This is a genomic window from Chitinophaga sp. XS-30 (assembly GCF_008086345.1).
In the GTDB taxonomy this organism is placed as follows: Bacteria; Bacteroidota; Bacteroidia; order Chitinophagales; family Chitinophagaceae; genus Chitinophaga.
Window position 1 is genome coordinate 382,136 of sequence record NZ_CP043006.1, and the last position, 17,677, is coordinate 399,812.

15 protein-coding genes are annotated in these 17,677 nt (G+C 52.4%); 2 read left to right on the forward strand and 13 right to left on the reverse strand.

The annotated features are described in order from the left end of the window. The gene (locus FW415_RS01520; RefSeq protein ID WP_148382545.1) at window positions 1–1,254 is read right to left on the reverse strand and encodes a Pycsar system effector family protein; all 1,254 of its coding nucleotides are present in this window, start codon (window positions 1,252–1,254) and stop codon (window positions 1–3) included. An 84-nt stretch (window positions 1,255–1,338) separates the two neighbouring features. Here FW415_RS01520 and FW415_RS01525 point away from each other — a divergent pair, with 84 nt between their 5' ends. Both FW415_RS01525 and FW415_RS01530 read left to right on the forward strand, forming a co-directional pair. After that, entirely contained in the window at window positions 1,339–2,190 is an 852-nt protein-coding gene (locus tag FW415_RS01525) for an SdiA-regulated domain-containing protein (protein WP_148382546.1), read from the forward strand. Window positions 2,191–2,193: 3 nt separating this feature from the next. Further along, the gene (locus tag FW415_RS01530; protein ID WP_148382547.1) at window positions 2,194–5,838 is read left to right on the forward strand and encodes a BamA/TamA family outer membrane protein; all 3,645 of its coding nucleotides are present in this window, start codon (window positions 2,194–2,196) and stop codon (window positions 5,836–5,838) included. Here the strand turns inward: FW415_RS01530 and FW415_RS01535 are convergent. The 12 genes from FW415_RS01535 to ffh form a co-directional block, all read right to left on the reverse strand. Further along, the gene (locus FW415_RS01535; RefSeq protein ID WP_148382548.1) at window positions 5,835–8,201 is read right to left on the reverse strand and encodes a hypothetical protein; all 2,367 of its coding nucleotides are present in this window, start codon (window positions 8,199–8,201) and stop codon (window positions 5,835–5,837) included. The two genes, FW415_RS01530 and FW415_RS01535, sit on opposite strands and share 4 nt — an antisense overlap. 74 nt (window positions 8,202–8,275) lie before the next feature. Continuing rightward, entirely contained in the window at window positions 8,276–8,941 is a 666-nt protein-coding gene (locus tag FW415_RS01540) for a DUF3267 domain-containing protein (RefSeq protein WP_148382549.1), read from the reverse strand. A gap of 21 nt (window positions 8,942–8,962) precedes the next feature. Continuing rightward, window positions 8,963–10,189 (reverse strand): diaminopimelate decarboxylase, encoded by a 1,227-nt coding sequence (gene lysA / locus FW415_RS01545; protein WP_148382550.1) that lies wholly within the window; start codon window positions 10,187–10,189, stop codon window positions 8,963–8,965. A gap of 40 nt (window positions 10,190–10,229) precedes the next feature. Continuing rightward, entirely contained in the window at window positions 10,230–10,616 is a 387-nt protein-coding gene (locus FW415_RS01550) for an RNA-binding S4 domain-containing protein (RefSeq protein ID WP_148382551.1), read from the reverse strand. A 192-nt stretch (window positions 10,617–10,808) separates the two neighbouring features. Beyond that, entirely contained in the window at window positions 10,809–12,020 is a 1,212-nt protein-coding gene (locus tag FW415_RS01555; RefSeq protein ID WP_148382552.1) for a lytic transglycosylase domain-containing protein, read from the reverse strand. 13 nt (window positions 12,021–12,033) lie between these two features. Further along, the gene (gene gatA / locus FW415_RS01560; protein ID WP_148382553.1) at window positions 12,034–13,479 is read right to left on the reverse strand and encodes an Asp-tRNA(Asn)/Glu-tRNA(Gln) amidotransferase subunit GatA; all 1,446 of its coding nucleotides are present in this window, start codon (window positions 13,477–13,479) and stop codon (window positions 12,034–12,036) included. Between the two features lie 80 nt (window positions 13,480–13,559). Then, the gene (locus FW415_RS01565) at window positions 13,560–13,787 is read right to left on the reverse strand and encodes a twin-arginine translocase TatA/TatE family subunit (protein ID WP_148382554.1); all 228 of its coding nucleotides are present in this window, start codon (window positions 13,785–13,787) and stop codon (window positions 13,560–13,562) included. Window positions 13,788–14,029: 242 nt separating this feature from the next. Next, entirely contained in the window at window positions 14,030–14,380 is a 351-nt protein-coding gene (gene rplS, locus FW415_RS01570) for a 50S ribosomal protein L19 (RefSeq protein ID WP_148389802.1), read from the reverse strand. Window positions 14,381–14,463: 83 nt separating this feature from the next. Continuing rightward, on the reverse strand, window positions 14,464–15,144 hold the full coding sequence (gene trmD / locus FW415_RS01575) for a tRNA (guanosine(37)-N1)-methyltransferase TrmD (RefSeq protein ID WP_148382555.1): 681 nt from the start codon (window positions 15,142–15,144) through the stop codon (window positions 14,464–14,466). Window positions 15,145–15,156: 12 nt separating this feature from the next. Continuing rightward, window positions 15,157–15,678 (reverse strand): ribosome maturation factor RimM, encoded by a 522-nt coding sequence (rimM, locus tag FW415_RS01580; protein ID WP_148382556.1) that lies wholly within the window; start codon window positions 15,676–15,678, stop codon window positions 15,157–15,159. Window positions 15,679–15,757: 79 nt separating this feature from the next. Beyond that, window positions 15,758–16,222 (reverse strand): 30S ribosomal protein S16, encoded by a 465-nt coding sequence (gene rpsP / locus FW415_RS25630; protein WP_148382557.1) that lies wholly within the window; start codon window positions 16,220–16,222, stop codon window positions 15,758–15,760. 135 nt (window positions 16,223–16,357) lie between these two features. Continuing rightward, window positions 16,358–17,677 carry a signal recognition particle protein gene (gene ffh / locus FW415_RS01590; protein ID WP_148382558.1) on the reverse strand — a complete coding sequence of 440 codons (1,320 nt, stop codon included), beginning with the start codon at window positions 17,675–17,677 and terminating at the stop codon, window positions 16,358–16,360.

The following is a 17,677-nucleotide window of genomic DNA, read 5'->3' on the forward strand; positions in this document are numbered from 1 at the left end:
TTATCCTTTTACCGGGAAAAATACGGCAGCGATCACAAACGCCAGTACAGACGCTATGATGCCGAACATAAAAGTATTGTAAGCGAAGCGGAGCAGCCGGTATTTCCGGCCCAGCACCACGCCGAGATTGTAAATATCGTGGATCATGTTGCTGTACAGGTATTCCCCGTTCGCCATGATCGTTTCCATGCCTTCTTCATATTCCTGGTAGCTCATCTGGTGGAAGTTGCCGAAAAACAGCAGGTTGGCTTTTTTGCTTCGTATATCCAGGTCCGTAAAGCGGCCGCTGGTCACATTCGGGCGGGTGGCCAGCACAGAAAACACAATGGTGGTCACTCCGGTGACCAGGAAGATGATAGCCGGGATGATATAATGCGGATAATCTTCCAGTTTGCGCAGCAGCACGGATAGCAGCACGGAAATGATGATCGCGTTCACCGATATCATGATATTGGCTTTGGAATCAGCCATGGAGCTGAGGCGGATATGATTGACGGAAGTGGTGCGGAACATGGTTTCCACGCCTCTGTCCGGGCGGCGGACCTTTTCCTCCTTTTCTTCCTTCTCCTCCTTCGGCCCTTTCTCCGCTTTCTTTTTCTCTTTTTTCTCCGGCCTGGCTTCCTTCTCCGCAGCTTCCTGCAAGCTCTCGCTTTGCTTCTTTTCAAGTTTCGAGCGCAGGCGTTCCAGGTTCTCCTCTTTCTGCTGTTTCAGCAAGGTCTGGCAATATGCGGTATGGTATTTATGCACTTCCAGGAACATAATGCTGGTACGCGTCCATTCTATCCCGGAAATATTCCTTCCTGTAGCCAGCTCCGTTTCCGCGTGCAACAGCTTGTCCCGCTTCCGGTAATCCTTGCTGCCAAGATGGAACAGGTCCGAATCGCAAACGATCTGCTCCAGCAGATTGGCAGGCTCCTGCGGAATGCGGGTGGCAAGGATGCAGCCGGCCACAGCATCCGCCACATTATCAGGCAATTGCTGCATGCCAATGAAGTTGCGGGCAGCATCTGCACCGGCCTGCTCATGCTCCTTCCGCTTGCCGAGCACATATCCTACATCATGGAACCACACCGCCAGCATCACCACCAGCTGATCATTGTCCGTCAGCCGGTAATAGGAAGATATCTGCTCCGCCGCCTGCACCACCTGCCTGGTATGCGCCAGGTTGTGATAGACCAATACCGGGTCAGGGTGCTGATTGAATAACTGGGTTACATAGGACTGCGCAGCAGCGATCACTGAACTTATTTCCATGACATCATGTTGATTTACTGAGAAAGAATTCAATTCCAAATTACGGCATTTTTTGCTTTAATTTTACGAACTAAAGAATCAGCAATGAAAGGTATCCAATGCTACTGCCTGCTCACGCTGCTGCTTTCCTGCCAGGCCCTTGGCGACCGGGACCAGGAGAGGCCGCTCTCTTCTCCCAAAGGCTACCAGCTGGAAAACCCCAAAAGGTTCAGGGTACGGGAATCCATGCAGGAAATATCAGGACTGGTGTACTACCGCGATGAGACGCATTTTATGGCGATGAATGATGAACAGGGAAAACTCTTTCGCATCAACCTGCGGGCCAGATCCGCCTATCCCTCCTGGAAATTCGGCAAGGGCGGGGACTATGAGGAACTGGTGTTCACCGGCAAAGACTGGCTGGTGCTCAAAAGTAATGGCGTCATTTATCATGTTTTACATCTCTTTACAGATACTACGGAATCTGTCGATTATCATTTTCCGAAAGGCAAAAAGAACGAATTTGAAGCGGCTTACTATGATCCCGGGCAAAACAAGACTTTCATTATATGCAAGAACTGTGAAGATGATAAAGGGCAGGGTACAACGAGCGTATATGCGTTTGCGATGGACAGCATGCGGTATGCTCCCGAACCGGCATACCAGTTCAGGGCTGAGAATATCGACAAGCTGGAAGCGTCCCATTCCAAACATTTCCGCCCTTCCGCCGCAGCCATCCACCCCGTTGAAAAACGGCTTTACATCATGGCTTCCGTCAACAGGCTGCTGGTCATAGCAGATCTGCAGGGAAATGTGCAGGAATCCCACTTCCTGGACCCGAGGCATTTCAATCAACCGGAAGGCATCACTTTCGCACCGAACGGTGATATGTATATTTCCAACGAGGGCGATGAGGAATACACCGCCGATATTCTCAAATTCAGCTATCAACCATAATTCATGCAACGAAAGACCTGCCTGCTTCTTGTCACCCTGTTTATCACATCCGCTGCGCTGGCCCAGACGGACAGTGTGAAACAACGCATTATCCTTATCGGGGATGCGGGGGAAGTGCATCAGGGTGTTAACCCTACGGTGGACGCCGTGAGAAAATTCATGAACGTTCACCAGGGCAGCAATACCATACTTTTCCTGGGTGATAACGTGTATCCGTTGGGGTTGCCGGACAGGGCATCGCCGCGGTATCCGCTGGCGAAGGAAATACTGGATTACCAGGCCGGTCTCCTCCGGGGCACAACGGCAGAAGGCATTTTCATCCCGGGGAACCACGACTGGTCCAAACACCGCCCGGACGGATGGCAGGTGGTCCGCAACCAGCAGCGCTACATCGATTCCCTGAAGCTACCGAACCTGCGGTTCCTGCCGAAAGACGGTTGTCCTGATCCCACCGTCATCCCCATCGGTGACAATGCCATCCTCATTGTGATGGACAGTGAATGGTGGCTGTACCCCGGCGAAAAGCCCGGTCTCGAATCCGGCTGCGAATGTAAAACAGAAGACGATGTGCTGTCCGCCGTGAGCGATATCGTAGCCCTGAACCCCGGCAAACTGGTGGTCATGGCCATGCACCATCCGCTGCGCAGCTACAGCATACATGGCGGCTATTACACCCTCAAGCAACATATTTTCCCGCTGACCGAGGTACATCCTTCCCTTTACGTACCGATGCCTGTTATCGGTTCCGTTTATCCGCTGGTACGCGGCGTATTCGGCACCCGGGAAGACCTTCCCCACCCGCTGTACCGCAGGCTGGTAAAAGGTCTGGAAGAAGCCATACCACAGGGAACACCGGTGGTCTTCACCGCGGGGCACGACCATACGCTGCAACTCATTAAAGATAAAGACCGCCACTACATCGTCAGCGGCGCAGGCGTAAAAGACAGCAGGGTAAAGAAAGGCAGCAAGGCGCTCTTCACCAGCCGCCGCAACGGCTTCACCACGATAGATATCCTCCGCAACGGCGCAGTGAATGTGAGTTTCTATAACGATGCGGATGCTACGCCAATGTACACGCAAACGCTGCTGAACATGCAGCAGTACACCGCAAAGCTGGAACGGCAACTGGCGGCCATGCCGCGGCCGGAATACGTTACCATGCCCGCAGATACCCAATACACAAAAGCAGGAAAGCTGCACCGGAAGATACTCGGCAATAACTACCGCGAAGTGTGGGCCACACCACTGACCTTCCCGGTGATAGACCTGGATACGGCCAAGGGCGGGCTGAAGATCATCAAACGGGGCGGCGGCATGCAAACACGCTCCCTCCGGCTGGAAGACAGCAAAGGCAATGAATGGGTATTGCGCACCTTGCGCAAATGGCCGGCCACCGCCATTCCCCAGGCCCTGCGGGAAACCATCGCCAAAGAAGTGGTGCAGGACCAGATCTCCGCGGCCAACCCCTACGCTCCCGTTGCAGTGTCCGCCCTCGCGGAAGCTACAGGCGTGCCGCACACCAATCCCGCTTTCGTGTACCTCCCGGATGATACATCCCTGGGCATTTACCGGAAAGACTTTGCCAATGACGTGTACCTGCTGGAAGAACGGGAGCCCGTGACCGCCAATAAGACTTACAACACCTTCAAAGTACTGGAAGAACTGGAAGCGGATAATGATAACTCGGTGGACCAGCCTTCTTTTCTGCGGGCAAGGCTGCTGGATATACTCATAGCGGACTGGGACCGGCATGAGGACCAGTGGCGCTGGTATGCGGAAAAAGGCAAGGATAAAACAAAGGTTTTCTTTCCCATTCCCCGGGACCGGGATCAGGCATTCTTCATCAATGAAGGCCTGCTGCCGCGAATTGCCGCGCGCTCCTGGATAATGCCCAAGATACAGGGCTTCCGCCCCCGCACGCCCAATATCAACACCTGGGCATTCAGTGCCAGGTTCCAGGACCGCAGTTTCCTGAACGAACTGGATGAACCGGCCTGGCGCGCAGGCGCAAGCGATTTTTCCAAGGCGGTAACAGACAGTGTGATCGAACATGCCATTCACCAGCTGCCCGATACCATCCGCAGCCAGGTTGGCCCCCGCATGCTGCATACCCTCAAATCACGCCGCAACTACCTGGAAGAAGATGCCCTGGAATACTACCGCTTCATCTCCAAAGCAGTGACCGTTACCGGCTCGGAAAAAAATGAGCTGTTCACCATCACCCATATGCCGGAAGGCCGCATACAGGTAACGGCGCAGAAGATCAGCAAAAAGGGTAAACTGGAACAAACGTTATACAGCAGAACTTTCGACCCGGCTGTAACGAAGGAAGTGCGCGTGTTCGGTCTCGGCGGGGATGATGAATTCCGCGTGCAGGGCAGCGGCGCCAGCCCCATCCGCCTCCGGCTGATCGGCGGCAGGGAGCAGGATACGTATGTGGACCAAAGCTCCGGCCCCAGCGGTAAACGTTTGCTCATCTACGACCTGAAGAACGGGAAAGACAGCTTTGCGGTGGACCGGCGGACAAAACTCCGGCTGTCCTCCCGCCCGGAGAACATTGCCTACAACCGGCAGGAATTCAAGTACAACAAACTGATGCCTATGGCCGCTGGCGGCTTCAACCTGGATGACGGCCTGCTGCTGGGCCTGGGCCTGCAATATACCGGCAACAGCTTCAGAAAGGAGCCTTTTGCGGAAAAGCACACATTCACCGGCATACATGCCCTGGCCACCAAAGCCTTCAGTTTCAAATATGCCGGGGAGTTCACGGATGTTTTCGGCCGGTCTGACCTGCTGGTGAATGCCCTCGCAAGAGCGCCGCACAATACCATGAACTTCTTCGGCTTCGGTAACGAAACATCGTTCAGCAAACAGATATCCGATCCGCCCATACGCTACTACCGCAGCCGCTTCAATGTATTCAGTCTTGAAACAGCGCTCCGCAGTACACTGGCGCAAAATATCACAACTACTTTCGGCCCGTCTGTTACCATTGTCAGCCTCACGGAAGAAGAGAATGAAGGCCGTTATCTCACCGATTACGATATCAACCATATCGATTCTGCTTCCATCTTTCGCAACAAGCTGCATGTGGGGCTGCGCGCCGGTTTGAATATAGATACAAGGGATAATACGATCATTCCCACACGCGGGCTGTTATGGAACACTTCCATCCAGGGTAACAAAGGCCTCACAGGTTTCTCTCACGACTATACGCAGCTGCGCACCGACCTGAGCATTTACGCCTCTTTCGGGTTGCCCGCGAAGGCCGTACTGGTCACCCGTTTCGGCGGCGGTGTTACCTGGGGCAGGCACGAGTTCTTCCAGGCACTGACGCTCGGCGGAACGGCCAACCTGCGTGGATACCGCAATCATCGCTTTGCCGGGAACAGCATGGTGTACAACAATATCGAGATACGCGCCCGGTTGTTTGAGTTCACATCTTACCTGCTGCCCGGCTCTGTAGGGCTGATCGCATTCAACGATGTAGGCCGGGTATGGATGGACGGCGAAAGCTCCCGCCAATGGCATAACGGGTTTGGTGGTGGCTTGTATGTATCACCGGTGAACATGCTGGTGATCACGGCCGTGGTGGGGCATTCCCCGGAAGAAACATTGCCTTATGTGACGTTTGGGTTCAGGTTTTAAATGATCACCGGCGACTGCGGCTGCTCTTCCAGGTTCACGCTCATGCGCAGGGCTTTCAGCCCGCTGATGCCCTGCACCTCTTCCAGGTCCAGCATTTCCACATCCGGCAGAATGATCTTTTTGTTCTGCAGGAATTCTATGTATTTGCTGTATTCTTCCGCTTCCCGCACATAGGAATATACAATGGCGATCTTCCCCGGCTGTGTAAGCCTTTCATTTGTATTGCGGATACGCACTTTATCGATCCGTTTTTTCATGATCTCATAACGGATGTTGTATGCACCTTCCACATCAAAACGCCTTTCAACTTTACGGAAACTGATGGCAATGGGATTGCTGTGTGCCAGCAACAGCTGTGTGGTCTGCAGGGGAATATTCAGATGCGGCACCAGCTGATGCGTGATGCGCGCAATATTGGCCATTGATGAAAGCTGCCACAGGCGGAGATTACGCAGGTACAACACATCAAACTTGCGTTCCGGCGCTATCGATTGGCCGATGTAGATATTGTATTCCACACCGTCAGTACGATATTTTTCGAAATAGCAGGGATAGGATTTTTGCAACTCTTCCTTTTCCCTTTCCAGGTAAGCATTGATGGCGGAGTTGATCTGCTGCAGGCTTTCTTCATATTCGCGGCGATGATGGTACACATGCCCCGAGGTCTGGTCTATCTTCTCAAAATACCCGTTCAGCAAGGGTTTCAGCTCCGGCCGGCTTTCGTAGATATGCCGGAAGGTCGGCGCAACCTCGTAGTCCAGGAACTCATTGATACGCACTTCATCTTCCGCGAAAAGCGTATCCTGCAGCCCTTCCAGCAGGCGGTTATTCTTGAACTGCAATTCTTCCAGCAAAGGAAGGTGCATATCTCCGTTCAATTGCTGAAAGGTGTAGCGGATCAGCTCCAGTTGTTCCTTCAGGTCATCCCGGATGGCGGAACCGCGCTCGATGGAAGAATTGCGGATATCTACCGCACCGTATAAAGGATATACATCTTCAAACAGAATGTTGCCGATATCTTTCTGCTGCGCCTTCGGCGTGTGCAGATATTCCCAGGCGGCTTCCATGAACTTCCATTCCACCGCAGGCTGCAGGGCGGTAAACTGGTCCTTGATCACTTCGCTGATCCTTTCCTTGTGCAGCTCTATGCTGCGGCGCAGCAGCAGTGAGCCAACGGCATAAGCGGGTTGCAGCACGGCCAGCATTTCCCAGCCGAGGCGGTCCCCGGAGGTAGCCGCCATTTCCAGGATGCCGAGAATATTATCCTCATGCTTGATGGCCAGCAAAATGAAGCTGTTGACACCATGCAGCGGCAGGTATTTCAGGAAGGGGTACAATTCCACCGATTCCCTCGTCACTTCTTCGATCACCAGCGGTTCCGGATGAGCATGCAGGTATTGCAGCAATTGTTCATTCAGCGTAGCACGCTCCGCATCGTTGCGGGCATTGGCGAAAACAATGCTCTGGGAGGTGTAGGCGCTTTCCATCACATGCTTGTTGTTCACCTTGAGGAAGGGCATCAGGTGGATATTCACATCCGGGCGGCCGGACAGCGTGCGGAGGTACTCCCGCGCCATCGTGTAGCTGATCTGCTCATTGTGTTTGCGGACATTCAGCACCAGGTTCTTCATACCGGTCACCACATGTTCCTGCGTAACGTCTTCTATCGTCCAGATCACGAAACCTTCCAGTTCAAAATTGGCCAGCGGCAGGATGGCCTCCAGGTCTCCCAGGTTCTGCTCACGAAAATTGCTGATGCAGAGATTGTCGCAGTTCAGCGGCGGAAGGCTGCCTTTCAGCTTCACATCTACAAAACGGGCATCGATATTTACCTTGATGTATTTGCGCAGGCCGGTATCAGCATTATCAATGCTGTGCACCAGTGCCGAATCGTAATTGACGCTGACGCCATACCATCGTTCCAGGATCAGTTTGTAGAGCCAGCTCAGTTTGTCACGCTTCACCTTTTCCTCCGAAATGCCTTTCGGTACCGCCATCAGTTCAGCGCCGTTATCGGAAAATATCTTCGCGAAACGTTCTGAATAATAAAAAATGGCGAAACGGTATGGCACGCCGATGCCGAAGATGTCTTTCGAATCATCCATCGTCACCGGGAAAACGGTGGCCGTCAGCAAGTCCAGGTACTCCTGGTACTGCGTGATATCGATATCCTCTTTCAGCGGTTGCTGAAGTGCGGGATTGCTTTCAAAATGCCTGACGATCTCGGAAAAATAGCTGGCCCTGGCGCCTTGCGCCGAAGCGGCCTTTTCCTTCATGAACCGGATAAAGGGTACAAAAGATATATGACTATCAACGAGGTGATCGTCCTTGAACAAGCCAGGGTGTGCAGTTAGTATTTTCATAAAAAAAACATCAACGATTGCAGACAGTTGACAGTGCAGGATAACAGAATGGTAAGGGGATCAGTCTGACAAAGTTACGATTTTTCCGCATCCGAACCGTCATCTGTCCGGGTATTTGTGTCCGGCAGGGCATAAAACCAGGAAACATGGTTGTCAGCATCATCAAAACTTACCGGTTGCCGTTCGCGGTATTTGTAAAAGTAGGCGCAAAGCCCGAAATCACCGGCGCAGCAGACCGTATGAAAAATATACAGCCCGGGGATGAGGGCCTTCCCTTCCGCCGGCACAAAACAGTACACACCGGCACAAAGCAGCGATATTACCACAAAAGGCGCCAGCGCAATGTATTTGAACTGCGGGTAGCTGACCGGGAATTGATGTGCTACTGCATAGAACATCAGGTACCGCCAGATCACGCCATAGCGTACGTCTTTTGCGCCATACCAGCGGAACATCCATCCATGCACCAGTTCATGCAGCGGCACCAGCAGCAGGGTAGCCGGAATGCCTGCAACCATCCAGCCCAGGAAAGCGGGAAGCCCGAGCTGCCCGGTACTGTGCAGGTACGCATAGCTGACCCCAGCCCAGATCCCGCCGAAAATGAGGAAATACCACATCATCAGGGTAAAGGCATTCGATGCCCGCAGGCCCTCCTGCAGGGGAATGACCAGTTCGCGGAAACTGTATCTGGAGAGGAAAACGTAGCCCTTTGCTTCCAGTTTTTGAATGATATGATCCATGATTAAACGGGATAACCCGGTTTACAGCGGTAGCTCCACCTGGTTCTTCAGCAGGTCCTCCAGCGTATCGCGGCGGCGGATCAGATGGGCTTTGCCGTCTTTCACCAGCACTTCCGCCGGTTTAAGGCGGGAATTGAAGTTGCTGGACATCTCGAAGCCGTAGGCCCCGGCATTGTAGAATACAAGGTAATCCCCTTCCCGTACATCGCTGATCTTGCGGTCCCAGCCGAAAGTATCCGTTTCGCAGATATTGCCGACCACGGTGTAAATGCGTTCGGTGCCTTTCGGATTGGAGATATTGCGGATCAGGTGGAAGGAATCGTAGAACATCGGGCGGATCAGGTGGTTGAAACCGGAGTTCACCCCCACGAATACGGTAGCGGTGGTCTGCTTGATCACATTGGCCTTCACGACAAAATAGCCGCACTGGCTCACCAGGAATTTTCCCGGCTCAAACCAGAGCTGCAGCGGGCGTTTGTAAGATCTGGCGAACTGATTGAAGGCATCCGTGAGCTTTTTGCCCAGCAGGTCGATATCCGTTTCCGGATCTCCCTGCTGATAGGCCACTTTGAAGCCGCTGCCGAGGTCGATGAACTCCAGGTCAGGGAAATGCTCGGTCATCTCGAACATGATCTCTACACCGCGCAGGAATACATCCACATCCTTGATCTCTGAACCGGTATGCATATGCAGCCCGGTTACCCGCAGTTTGGTGGATTTCACGATCCGTTCGATGTGGCGCATCTGGTGAATGGAGATACCGAATTTGCTGTCCACATGCCCGGTAGATATCTTGAAGTTCCCTCCTGCCATGATGTGCGGGTTCAGCCGGATGCAGATGGGATAACTGCTGCCGAACTTGTTGCCGAACTGTTCGAGGATGGAGATATTGTCGATATTGATGTTCACACCCAGGTCCTTTGCCGCGATGATCTCCTGGAGATCAACGCAGTTAGGGGTGAAGATGATGTTCTTGGGATCGAAACCTGCTTTCAGCCCAAGCTGCACCTCCTGAATGGACACGGTATCCAGACCGCAGCCGATGGAATTGATATACCGCAGCACGTTGATATTGGTCAACGCCTTGCAGGCATAGAAGAACCGCGCATCGGCCTTGCTGAAGGCCTTTTGCAGCTTCTCGTATTGTGTCTTGATCTTTTCTGCATGATACACGTACACCGGTGTACCAAACTCTTCCGCCGTTTTCACCAGGAAGTCGGCGCTGAGAACATCGCTTTGCTTAGGCATTGTATGGTTGTAAATTGAATGTGCGAAAATAACAAGAATATTAATCTTCCTGCATAAAATCATCCAGGTCCCGGCGTTCTTTCTTGGTGGGGCGCCCGATCTTGCTCGGGCGTTTACCGGTATGGAAGCTGGAAGCAACGTGCTGGTTGAACTGCTGATCTGCTTCCGGCGTGATATCCAGGTAGTATTTAATGGCTTCCGCGTATTGCAGGCGGTTCGGCAGAAGGCCCGTCACCTCTATCTTCCAGCGTTTAGCCTCCGTCTTTATTTCATACTGGTCCCCGATGTTCACGTTGCGGGATGCTTTCACGGATGTGCCGTTCATCTTCACTTTGCCGGTATCACATGCCGCAGCCGCCTGGGTGCGGGTTTTGAATATACGGATCGCCCAGAGATATTTGTCCAGGCGGAGTTTTTCTGCGCTCATGCCGCAAAATTACGAATAAGCGGGATTGTATGCGGAACGGGATGACGAGCGGGATTCGTCAGCGGACCGGCAGCTGTGCCTGAAGCAAATGCTCATCCCGGGAAAACACCGCCCATGCAGCCTGAAAAGGAAAAGGGTTGCACCTGTTTCCGGTACAACCCTTTCCAAAATTATGTGTTGTAAACTGTCTGTTTATTTAGCTGCGGTCTTTTTAACGACCGGTTTTGCTGTGTTTGCGCCTTTCTTGGCTTCCGGCATTTTCACCGGGGCAGGGAAACGGGATTTGTCCACTGTTGCCGCCTTGTCGTCAAGGGTGAGCTGCAGGGATGCTTTCAGTATCTCTTCTTTCTCTGCGAGGAATGCCTTCATTTTTTCTTTCGGAATGCGCAGGTCGTAGCTGTTGTCTTCTCCGGCCAGTGACCTGGCAAAATCCGGGTTAAGTCTTTCCAGTTCAGCCTGTTCCATGCCCAGTTTCTTTGCGATGGCTTCCATCCTGTATTTGCCGGTGATGTTGAACTCTACGGTGTTGAACAGGTCTTCTTCCGTCAGTTCCGCCGGTTTGCGGAACTCCGGGGCTGCTTTCAGCCTGGAGGCCGGAGTAGCGGCTACATTTTCGCCCAGCCCGAAGAAGGTATTGAAACGGTCCAGGATGTACCCGGTGGCTATGAACTTGTACACATGGTTGCGGGACTCTGAGGGCAGGAAATACTGGATACCCCAGAAATCTGTCCGTCCGCTGATGCGTTGCGCCCTTTGCACACCGCCTGCGCCGCAATTGTAAGCGGCCACTACCAGCAACCAGTCATCGAACTGGGTGTACAGCTCGTTGAGATATTTGGCCGCGGCTACAGTGGATTTGTAGAAATCCTTCCGTTCATCCACTTTCTTTCCCACGTTGAGGCCGAAAATACGGGCTGTGCTGCTCATGAACTGCCACATGCCTACCGCGCCCACACGGGAGCGGGCATTGTAGGACATCCCTGATTCAATCACGGCCAGGTACTTCATTTCCTCGGGGATACCATGATCTGAAAAGATCTTTTCTATCTGGGAAAAGTAAGGCGCAGCGCGACCGATCATCACGGTGAGGTGACGGCTGTAGCGGTTGGCGTAATCATTGATATACCCTGTAACGTAACGGTTATCGTTCATTTGCTCGTAAACCTTGGGGTTTCGAACGAGGGGAGGCATTGTCTGGGCAGCTTTTTTAACAGCTGCCGAAGCAGGAGATCCATGTACCGCAGTGTCCTTAGGCAGGTGTGCTGACTTTTTGAGCTTGACGGTATTGGTATCGGCGGGTGCTTCCTCTACGGAAACAGCCATCTCCTTAGGGCTCTTGCCACTGGCGGCGAAGGAACACAGGGTCCCAACCAGCGAGAAGAGTAATAAAAAGACTTTCGTCATACACTTTTGAATTTTATGATATATCTACTTGCTGCTCTTGCAACATGTTGTTTGCTATCTGCAATAAGTTCTCTTCATCAAACTCCTTTGTGATGATTTGCACCCCATAGGGCATTCCGTTGGAATGCCGTTGCAAAGGTACGGAAATCGCCGGAACCCCGGTCAGGTTTGCCAATACGGTATAAATATCCGCCAGGTACATGGCAATCGGGTCGTCCATTTTTTCCCCGATCCTGAATGCTGTTGATGGTACGGTAGGTAAGAGGATGGCATCGTATTCCCCCAGGATGCTGCGCATCTTCTCCACGACCAGCCTTCTGACCTGCTGTGCTTTGGTGTAGTAAGCGTCGTAATAACCGGCGCTCAGCACAAAAGTTCCCAGCAGGATGCGGGGTTTCACCTCTTTACCGAATCCTTCCGACCGGCTTTTCCGGTAGAAGTCAGACAGGTCGAGATTTTCCCCTGGCGTACGGTAGCCGTACTTTACCCCGTCGAACCGGCTAAGGTTGCTGGAGGCTTCTGCGGTGGTCAGCACATAATAGGCCGCCACAACATAATCCAGGTAATCGAAATTCACACCTTCAACGGTGTGTCCTGCTGATTTCAGCGTTTCAAAGAAGTTCTCATATCCCGTCCGCATTTCTTTATCGAGGCCTTCGTGGTGGAGGGCATCTTTTAAATACGCAAATCTCCGGGTTTTATTGTGCCGGAGACCTGCCTGATAATCAGGAACTTCCCGCTGGGCGGCGGTACTGTCGTACGCATCCGGCCCGGCGATGACTTGTAGAACTATGGCCACGTCTGCAATATTCGAGCCAAAAATGCCTATCTGATCGAATGAAGAGGCGTAGGCGATCAGCCCGTGGCGGGAGATCCGCCCGTAACTGGGCTTCAGTCCCACAATACCGCAGAAATCCGCCGGCTGGCGCACAGATCCACCGGTATCGCTGCCCAGGCTCACCTGGCAAAGTCCGGCCTGCACGGCCACAGCGGAACCACCGGAGGAACCGCCGGGTACCCGGCTGTTATCCAATGCGTTGAGCACTTTGCCGTAAGCGGAATTCTCATTGGTGGACCCCATGGCAAACTCGTCACAATTAAGGCGCCCGATGATAATGGCGCCTTCAGCAACAAGCCGTTCCACGGCAGTGGCGGAGTAGAGGGAGGTGAAGCCTTCCAGTATCTTTGATGCGGCGGTCACCTGATGCCCTTTGTAACAGATCACATCCTTGATGCCCACAACAACGCCGGCCAGGCTCCCCGGCCTTTCTCCTTTACGGATACGGGCATCAAGGTCCATGGCCTGCGCCAAAGCTTCTTCGGTAAATACTTCCAGATATGCGTTGAGGTGCCGGGACTGCCCGATCCTGTCAAGGTATAAGCGTACGATGGACTCGCAGGTCGTTTTTCCGGCATACAACGCCTCATGAAAAGACGATATACTGCTGAATTCAGTCAAACCTAAACCAGTTTAAATCTTGTGATGGAGATCTCTAAAATCGTGTAGATACGGTGTATCCGCAGTGGAAAGCGGCGGGACTATGCGTTTTTCTTAACGTCAGCTTCCTTCATGCCTTCTTCCATTTCGCGGCGCACGTTATCCTTGGCATCTTTAAATTCGCGAATACCCTTGCCAAGGCCACGCATTAACTCGGGAATCTTTTTACCGCCAAACAGCAGCAATACTACGAGGGCGATAAGGATCAGTTCTGTCATGCCTAGTTCTTGAAAGAGTAAGAGCGGTGATTTGGCGAAAATAGCAGTCATTTTCTCAGTTTTTATAATGTTCAGCTAACAAAGATATGGTTTAATTCGGGGTTTTTCAATCAACGGACGAGACTTTAATTAAGTTTTAAGAAAGGCATTCCGGCCTTTGGTTTGGTATAGATACGGGCTATGAGGGAGGGCGGTTTTCGGGAACAGGGATCTTTGCCAGGTTCCGGATTGTTCATAAAAAAAACGGGAGCCCTGTTGGACTCCCGCCTATACTAATTTCCCTGTATATAATATTACTTAACCCTTTTTTCCTTGATACGGGCAGCTTTACCCTGACGCTCGCGCAGGTAGTACAGTTTCGCCCTTCTTACTTTACCGGCCTTGTTCAGTACGATAGAGTCGATATTGGGAGAAAAATACGGGAACAACCTTTCCACGCCCACGCCGTCAGAGATCTTGCGTACGGTGAAAGAAGCCGTAAATCCGGTTCCCTGAACCTTTACCACATCGCCTTTGAAGGACTGGATACGTTCCTTGTTACCTTCCACGATCTTATAGTTAACGGTAACATTGTCACCGGCTTTGAATTTCGGGTATTGCTTGCCGGCAGTCAACTGCTCGTGAACAAAAGAAATTGCGTTCATCATTCAATAATTTATAGGACGGCAAAGGTATGGAAGCTTTTTCCAATTACCAAAAGCTTTCCCTTGTTTTTAGAAAAAATAACTCAGTCGCGGGACTGGATGTCCGGCCTGCGCTCCTTTGTCCGCCGGAGCGCCTCTTCATGGCGCCATTCATCGATCTTCCGATGATCGCCGCTGAGCAGTATGGGCGGCACCTTCCAGCCCCGGAAGTCCTCCGGCCGCGTGTACACCGGCGGCGCCAGCAGGTTATCCTGAAAGGAATCGAACAGGGCGGAGGTCTCGTCATTCAGCACCCCCGGCAGCAGGCGGCCGATGGCATCTACCACAATAGCAGCGGCCAGCTCCCCGCCGGACAGCACAAAATCCCCGATGGATATCTCCATAGTCACGAAATGTTCCCTTACCCGCTCGTCTATCCCCTTGTAATGGCCGCAGATCAGCAGCAGATTCCCTTTGAGGGACAGGCCGTTGGCCATTTTCTGGTTAAAGGTCTGCCCATCCGGGGTCAGGTAGATGACCTCGTCGTAGGTCACTTCTTTTTGCAGGCTCTCGATGGCGTTCACCAGCGGCTCTATCATCATCACCATGCCGGCGCCGCCGCCGAACTGGTAATCGTCCACCTGCTGCTGCCGGAAATTGGAATAACCGCGCAGGTTATGCACGTTCACTTCCAGCAGTCCCTTATTCTTCGCACGCTTCATGATGGAATGCGCAAACGGGCTTTCCAGCAGTTCCGGCAGTACGGTGATGATATCTATCCGCATGTGCTTGTTTTCTTAACCTAAGTAGATGTCCAGCAGCCCGTCCGGCAGGTCCAGATGAACGGTCTGCTGTTTTTTATCGATCTTCAGGAGGGTCTGTTCATTGAGCGGGAGCAACATCTCCTTTTCCCTGAACATTACCTTGGCCAATACCTGCAGGGGCATTTCGATGATCTCGGATATTTCGCCGAGGGGACCATGCTGTTTGTCCGTTACATTGAATCCGAGGAGTGACAGGGGCGCGGAGGCCGATGCCAGACCCTTGAAATCCACCTCTTCCAGGTAAATGCCCTTTTGCAGCAGCTTCCTGGCGGCTTCCCGGGTATCTATGCCTTCCAGCTTGATGTACAGATGCTCCGTATCCTTTGCCCTGGTTTTCTCGATGAAATACGGCAAAAAGCTGTCTTTCCGGTCTTCAATGAAAACAGCTGCAATATCTTTCAGGGAAGTTTTCTTACCGAGACTGTGCCTGAGGATGAATTCCCCTTCCGTGCCATACACGGCGGAAAGCTTCCCGATATTAAAATAATTAGCCATTCGATGGTGCCGGTTTTAAAAGCAAAAAGGGAATCTTTGCGAACAAATCTTCCCTTTTTGCAATATGGTATGCTGATGATTAAGCTTCAGCAGATCCTTCGTCTTCAGAAGAAGCAGCGGGAGCAGCCGGAGCGTCTTCCACTTTTCTTACGATGGGAGCAACCGGACGGGAAGCTCTTCTCTGGCTTTCACGACGGGCAGATACTTTCTGTTCGTGATCTGCCTGCCATTGTTCGAATTTGGTGTAAGCCGTAGGCTCATCGAACAGGCCGAGTTTCACCCCTCTCAGGAGGTGTTTCAGGTACAATACGCCTTTGAAAGAAAGGATCCTTCTAACAGTATCGGTAGGTTGTGCACCTTTCTGCAGCCAGCGGAGCGCTTTCTGCGTATCGATATTGATGGAGGCCGGTACGGTCAAAGGATTGTAGGTACCGATTTTCTGGATGAATTTACCATCCCTGGGCGCGCGGGCATCAGCCACAACAATAAAGTAAAAAGGTCTCTTTTTCGCGCCGTGTCTCTGTAATCTGATCTTTACTGGCATAAATAAGTCGAATTATTTCTTGCGAGTTGTTAAAAAATATTGTTTCTATTGGGGCAGCAAATGTAGGCTTTAAAATGAAACCTGCCAAATAAAATCCACTCCCGGCCTTGAAAAAAAGCTGGAAACGGAAAATGACTACTTCATTTTCAGGCCTTTAGCGCCGCCGGGTATTTTATTCATCATTTTCATCATCTGGCGCATCTGCTCAAACTGCTTCATGAACTGGTTCAGGTCTTGTATCTCCTTCCCTGCCCCTTTGGCGATGCGCCTGCGGCGGCTGCCGTCGATCAGGTCCGGATTGGCCCTTTCGTCCGGGGTCATGGAATTGATCATCGCTTCAATGCCTTTGAAGGCGTCATCGCTGATATCCATGTCTTTCACCGCCTTGCCCACACCGGGGATCATGCCCAGCAGGTCCTTGATGCTCCCCATTTTCTTGATCTGCTGCAGTTGTTCCTTGAAGTCATCGAAATCGAATTTGTTGGCGCGGATCTTCTTCTCAAGTTTTTTGGCCTGTTCTTCATCAAATTGCGCCTGCGCTCTTTCCACCAGGGTGGTGATATCCCCCATGCCCAGTATCCGCTGCGCCATACGCTCGGGATAGAACACATCCAGCGTATCCAGCTTTTCGCCCATGCTTACGAACTTGATGGGCTTCTGCACGGTGTATTTGATCGTAAGGGCCGCACCACCGCGGGTATCACCGTCGAGCTTCGTCAGCACGATACCGGAGAAATCCAGCCGCTCATTGAACGCCTTTGCGGTGTTCACGGCATCCTGACCAGTCATGGAGTCCACCACGAACAGGATCTCCTGCGGAGATGCCGCTGCTTTCACATTGGCCACTTCGGTCATCATTACCTCATCTACGGCCAAACGGCCGGCGGTATCGATGATCACCACATTGTAACCATTGGCTTTCGCCTCTTTTACCGCATTTTCAACGATCTGCACCGCATTCTTGTTCTCCGGCTCGCTATATACCTCTACCCCGATCTGGCCGCCCAGCACTTTCAACTGGTCGATCGCCGCGGGGCGATAGATGTCCGCCGCCACCAGCAAGGGCTTCTTGTTCTTTTTGGTTTTAAGGAAATTCGCCAGCTTGCCGGAAAAGGTGGTCTTGCCCGAACCCTGCAGGCCTGCGACAAGGATCACAGTGGGATTGGCTTTCAGGTCCAGCTCCACTTCGGTATTGCCCATCAGCTCCGTCAGCTCGTCCTTTACGATCTTCACCATGAGCTGACCGGGGGAAATGGCAGTGATCACCTTTTCTCCCATGGCCTTTTCCCTTACCCTGTCGGTAAAATCCTTGGCTATTTTAAAGTTCACATCCGCGTCCACCAGCGCTCTGCGGATCTCCTTCACCGTTGTGGCTACGTTTATTTCCGAGATACGGCCTTCACCTTTAAGCTGTTTAAAGGCCGAGTCCAGCCGTTCCGATAATGATTCAAACAC

Bases quoted from the DNA above. Each gene is read 5' to 3' on its own strand.
- FW415_RS01535 (WP_148382548.1), bottom strand. From the start codon at position 8,201: ATGAAAATACTAACTGCACACCCTGGCTTGTTCAAGGACGATCACCTC.
- FW415_RS01530 (WP_148382547.1), top strand. From the start codon at position 2,194: ATGCAACGAAAGACCTGCCTGCTTCTTGTCACCCTGTTTATCACATCC.
- FW415_RS01525 (WP_148382546.1), top strand. From the start codon at position 1,339: ATGAAAGGTATCCAATGCTACTGCCTGCTCACGCTGCTGCTTTCCTGC.
- FW415_RS01555 (WP_148382552.1), bottom strand. From the start codon at position 12,020: ATGACGAAAGTCTTTTTATTACTCTTCTCGCTGGTTGGGACCCTGTGT.
- rimM (WP_148382556.1), bottom strand. From the start codon at position 15,678: ATGGCTAATTATTTTAATATCGGGAAGCTTTCCGCCGTGTATGGCACG.
- rplS (WP_148389802.1), bottom strand. From the start codon at position 14,380: ATGAACGCAATTTCTTTTGTTCACGAGCAGTTGACTGCCGGCAAGCAA.
- trmD (WP_148382555.1), bottom strand. From the start codon at position 15,144: ATGCGGATAGATATCATCACCGTACTGCCGGAACTGCTGGAAAGCCCG.
- lysA (WP_148382550.1), bottom strand. From the start codon at position 10,189: ATGCCTAAGCAAAGCGATGTTCTCAGCGCCGACTTCCTGGTGAAAACG.
- rpsP (WP_148382557.1), bottom strand. From the start codon at position 16,222: ATGCCAGTAAAGATCAGATTACAGAGACACGGCGCGAAAAAGAGACCT.
- FW415_RS01520 (WP_148382545.1), bottom strand. From the start codon at position 1,254: ATGGAAATAAGTTCAGTGATCGCTGCTGCGCAGTCCTATGTAACCCAG.
- FW415_RS01540 (WP_148382549.1), bottom strand. From the start codon at position 8,941: ATGGATCATATCATTCAAAAACTGGAAGCAAAGGGCTACGTTTTCCTC.
- FW415_RS01550 (WP_148382551.1), bottom strand. From the start codon at position 10,616: ATGAGCGCAGAAAAACTCCGCCTGGACAAATATCTCTGGGCGATCCGT.
- FW415_RS01565 (WP_148382554.1), bottom strand. From the start codon at position 13,787: ATGACTGCTATTTTCGCCAAATCACCGCTCTTACTCTTTCAAGAACTA.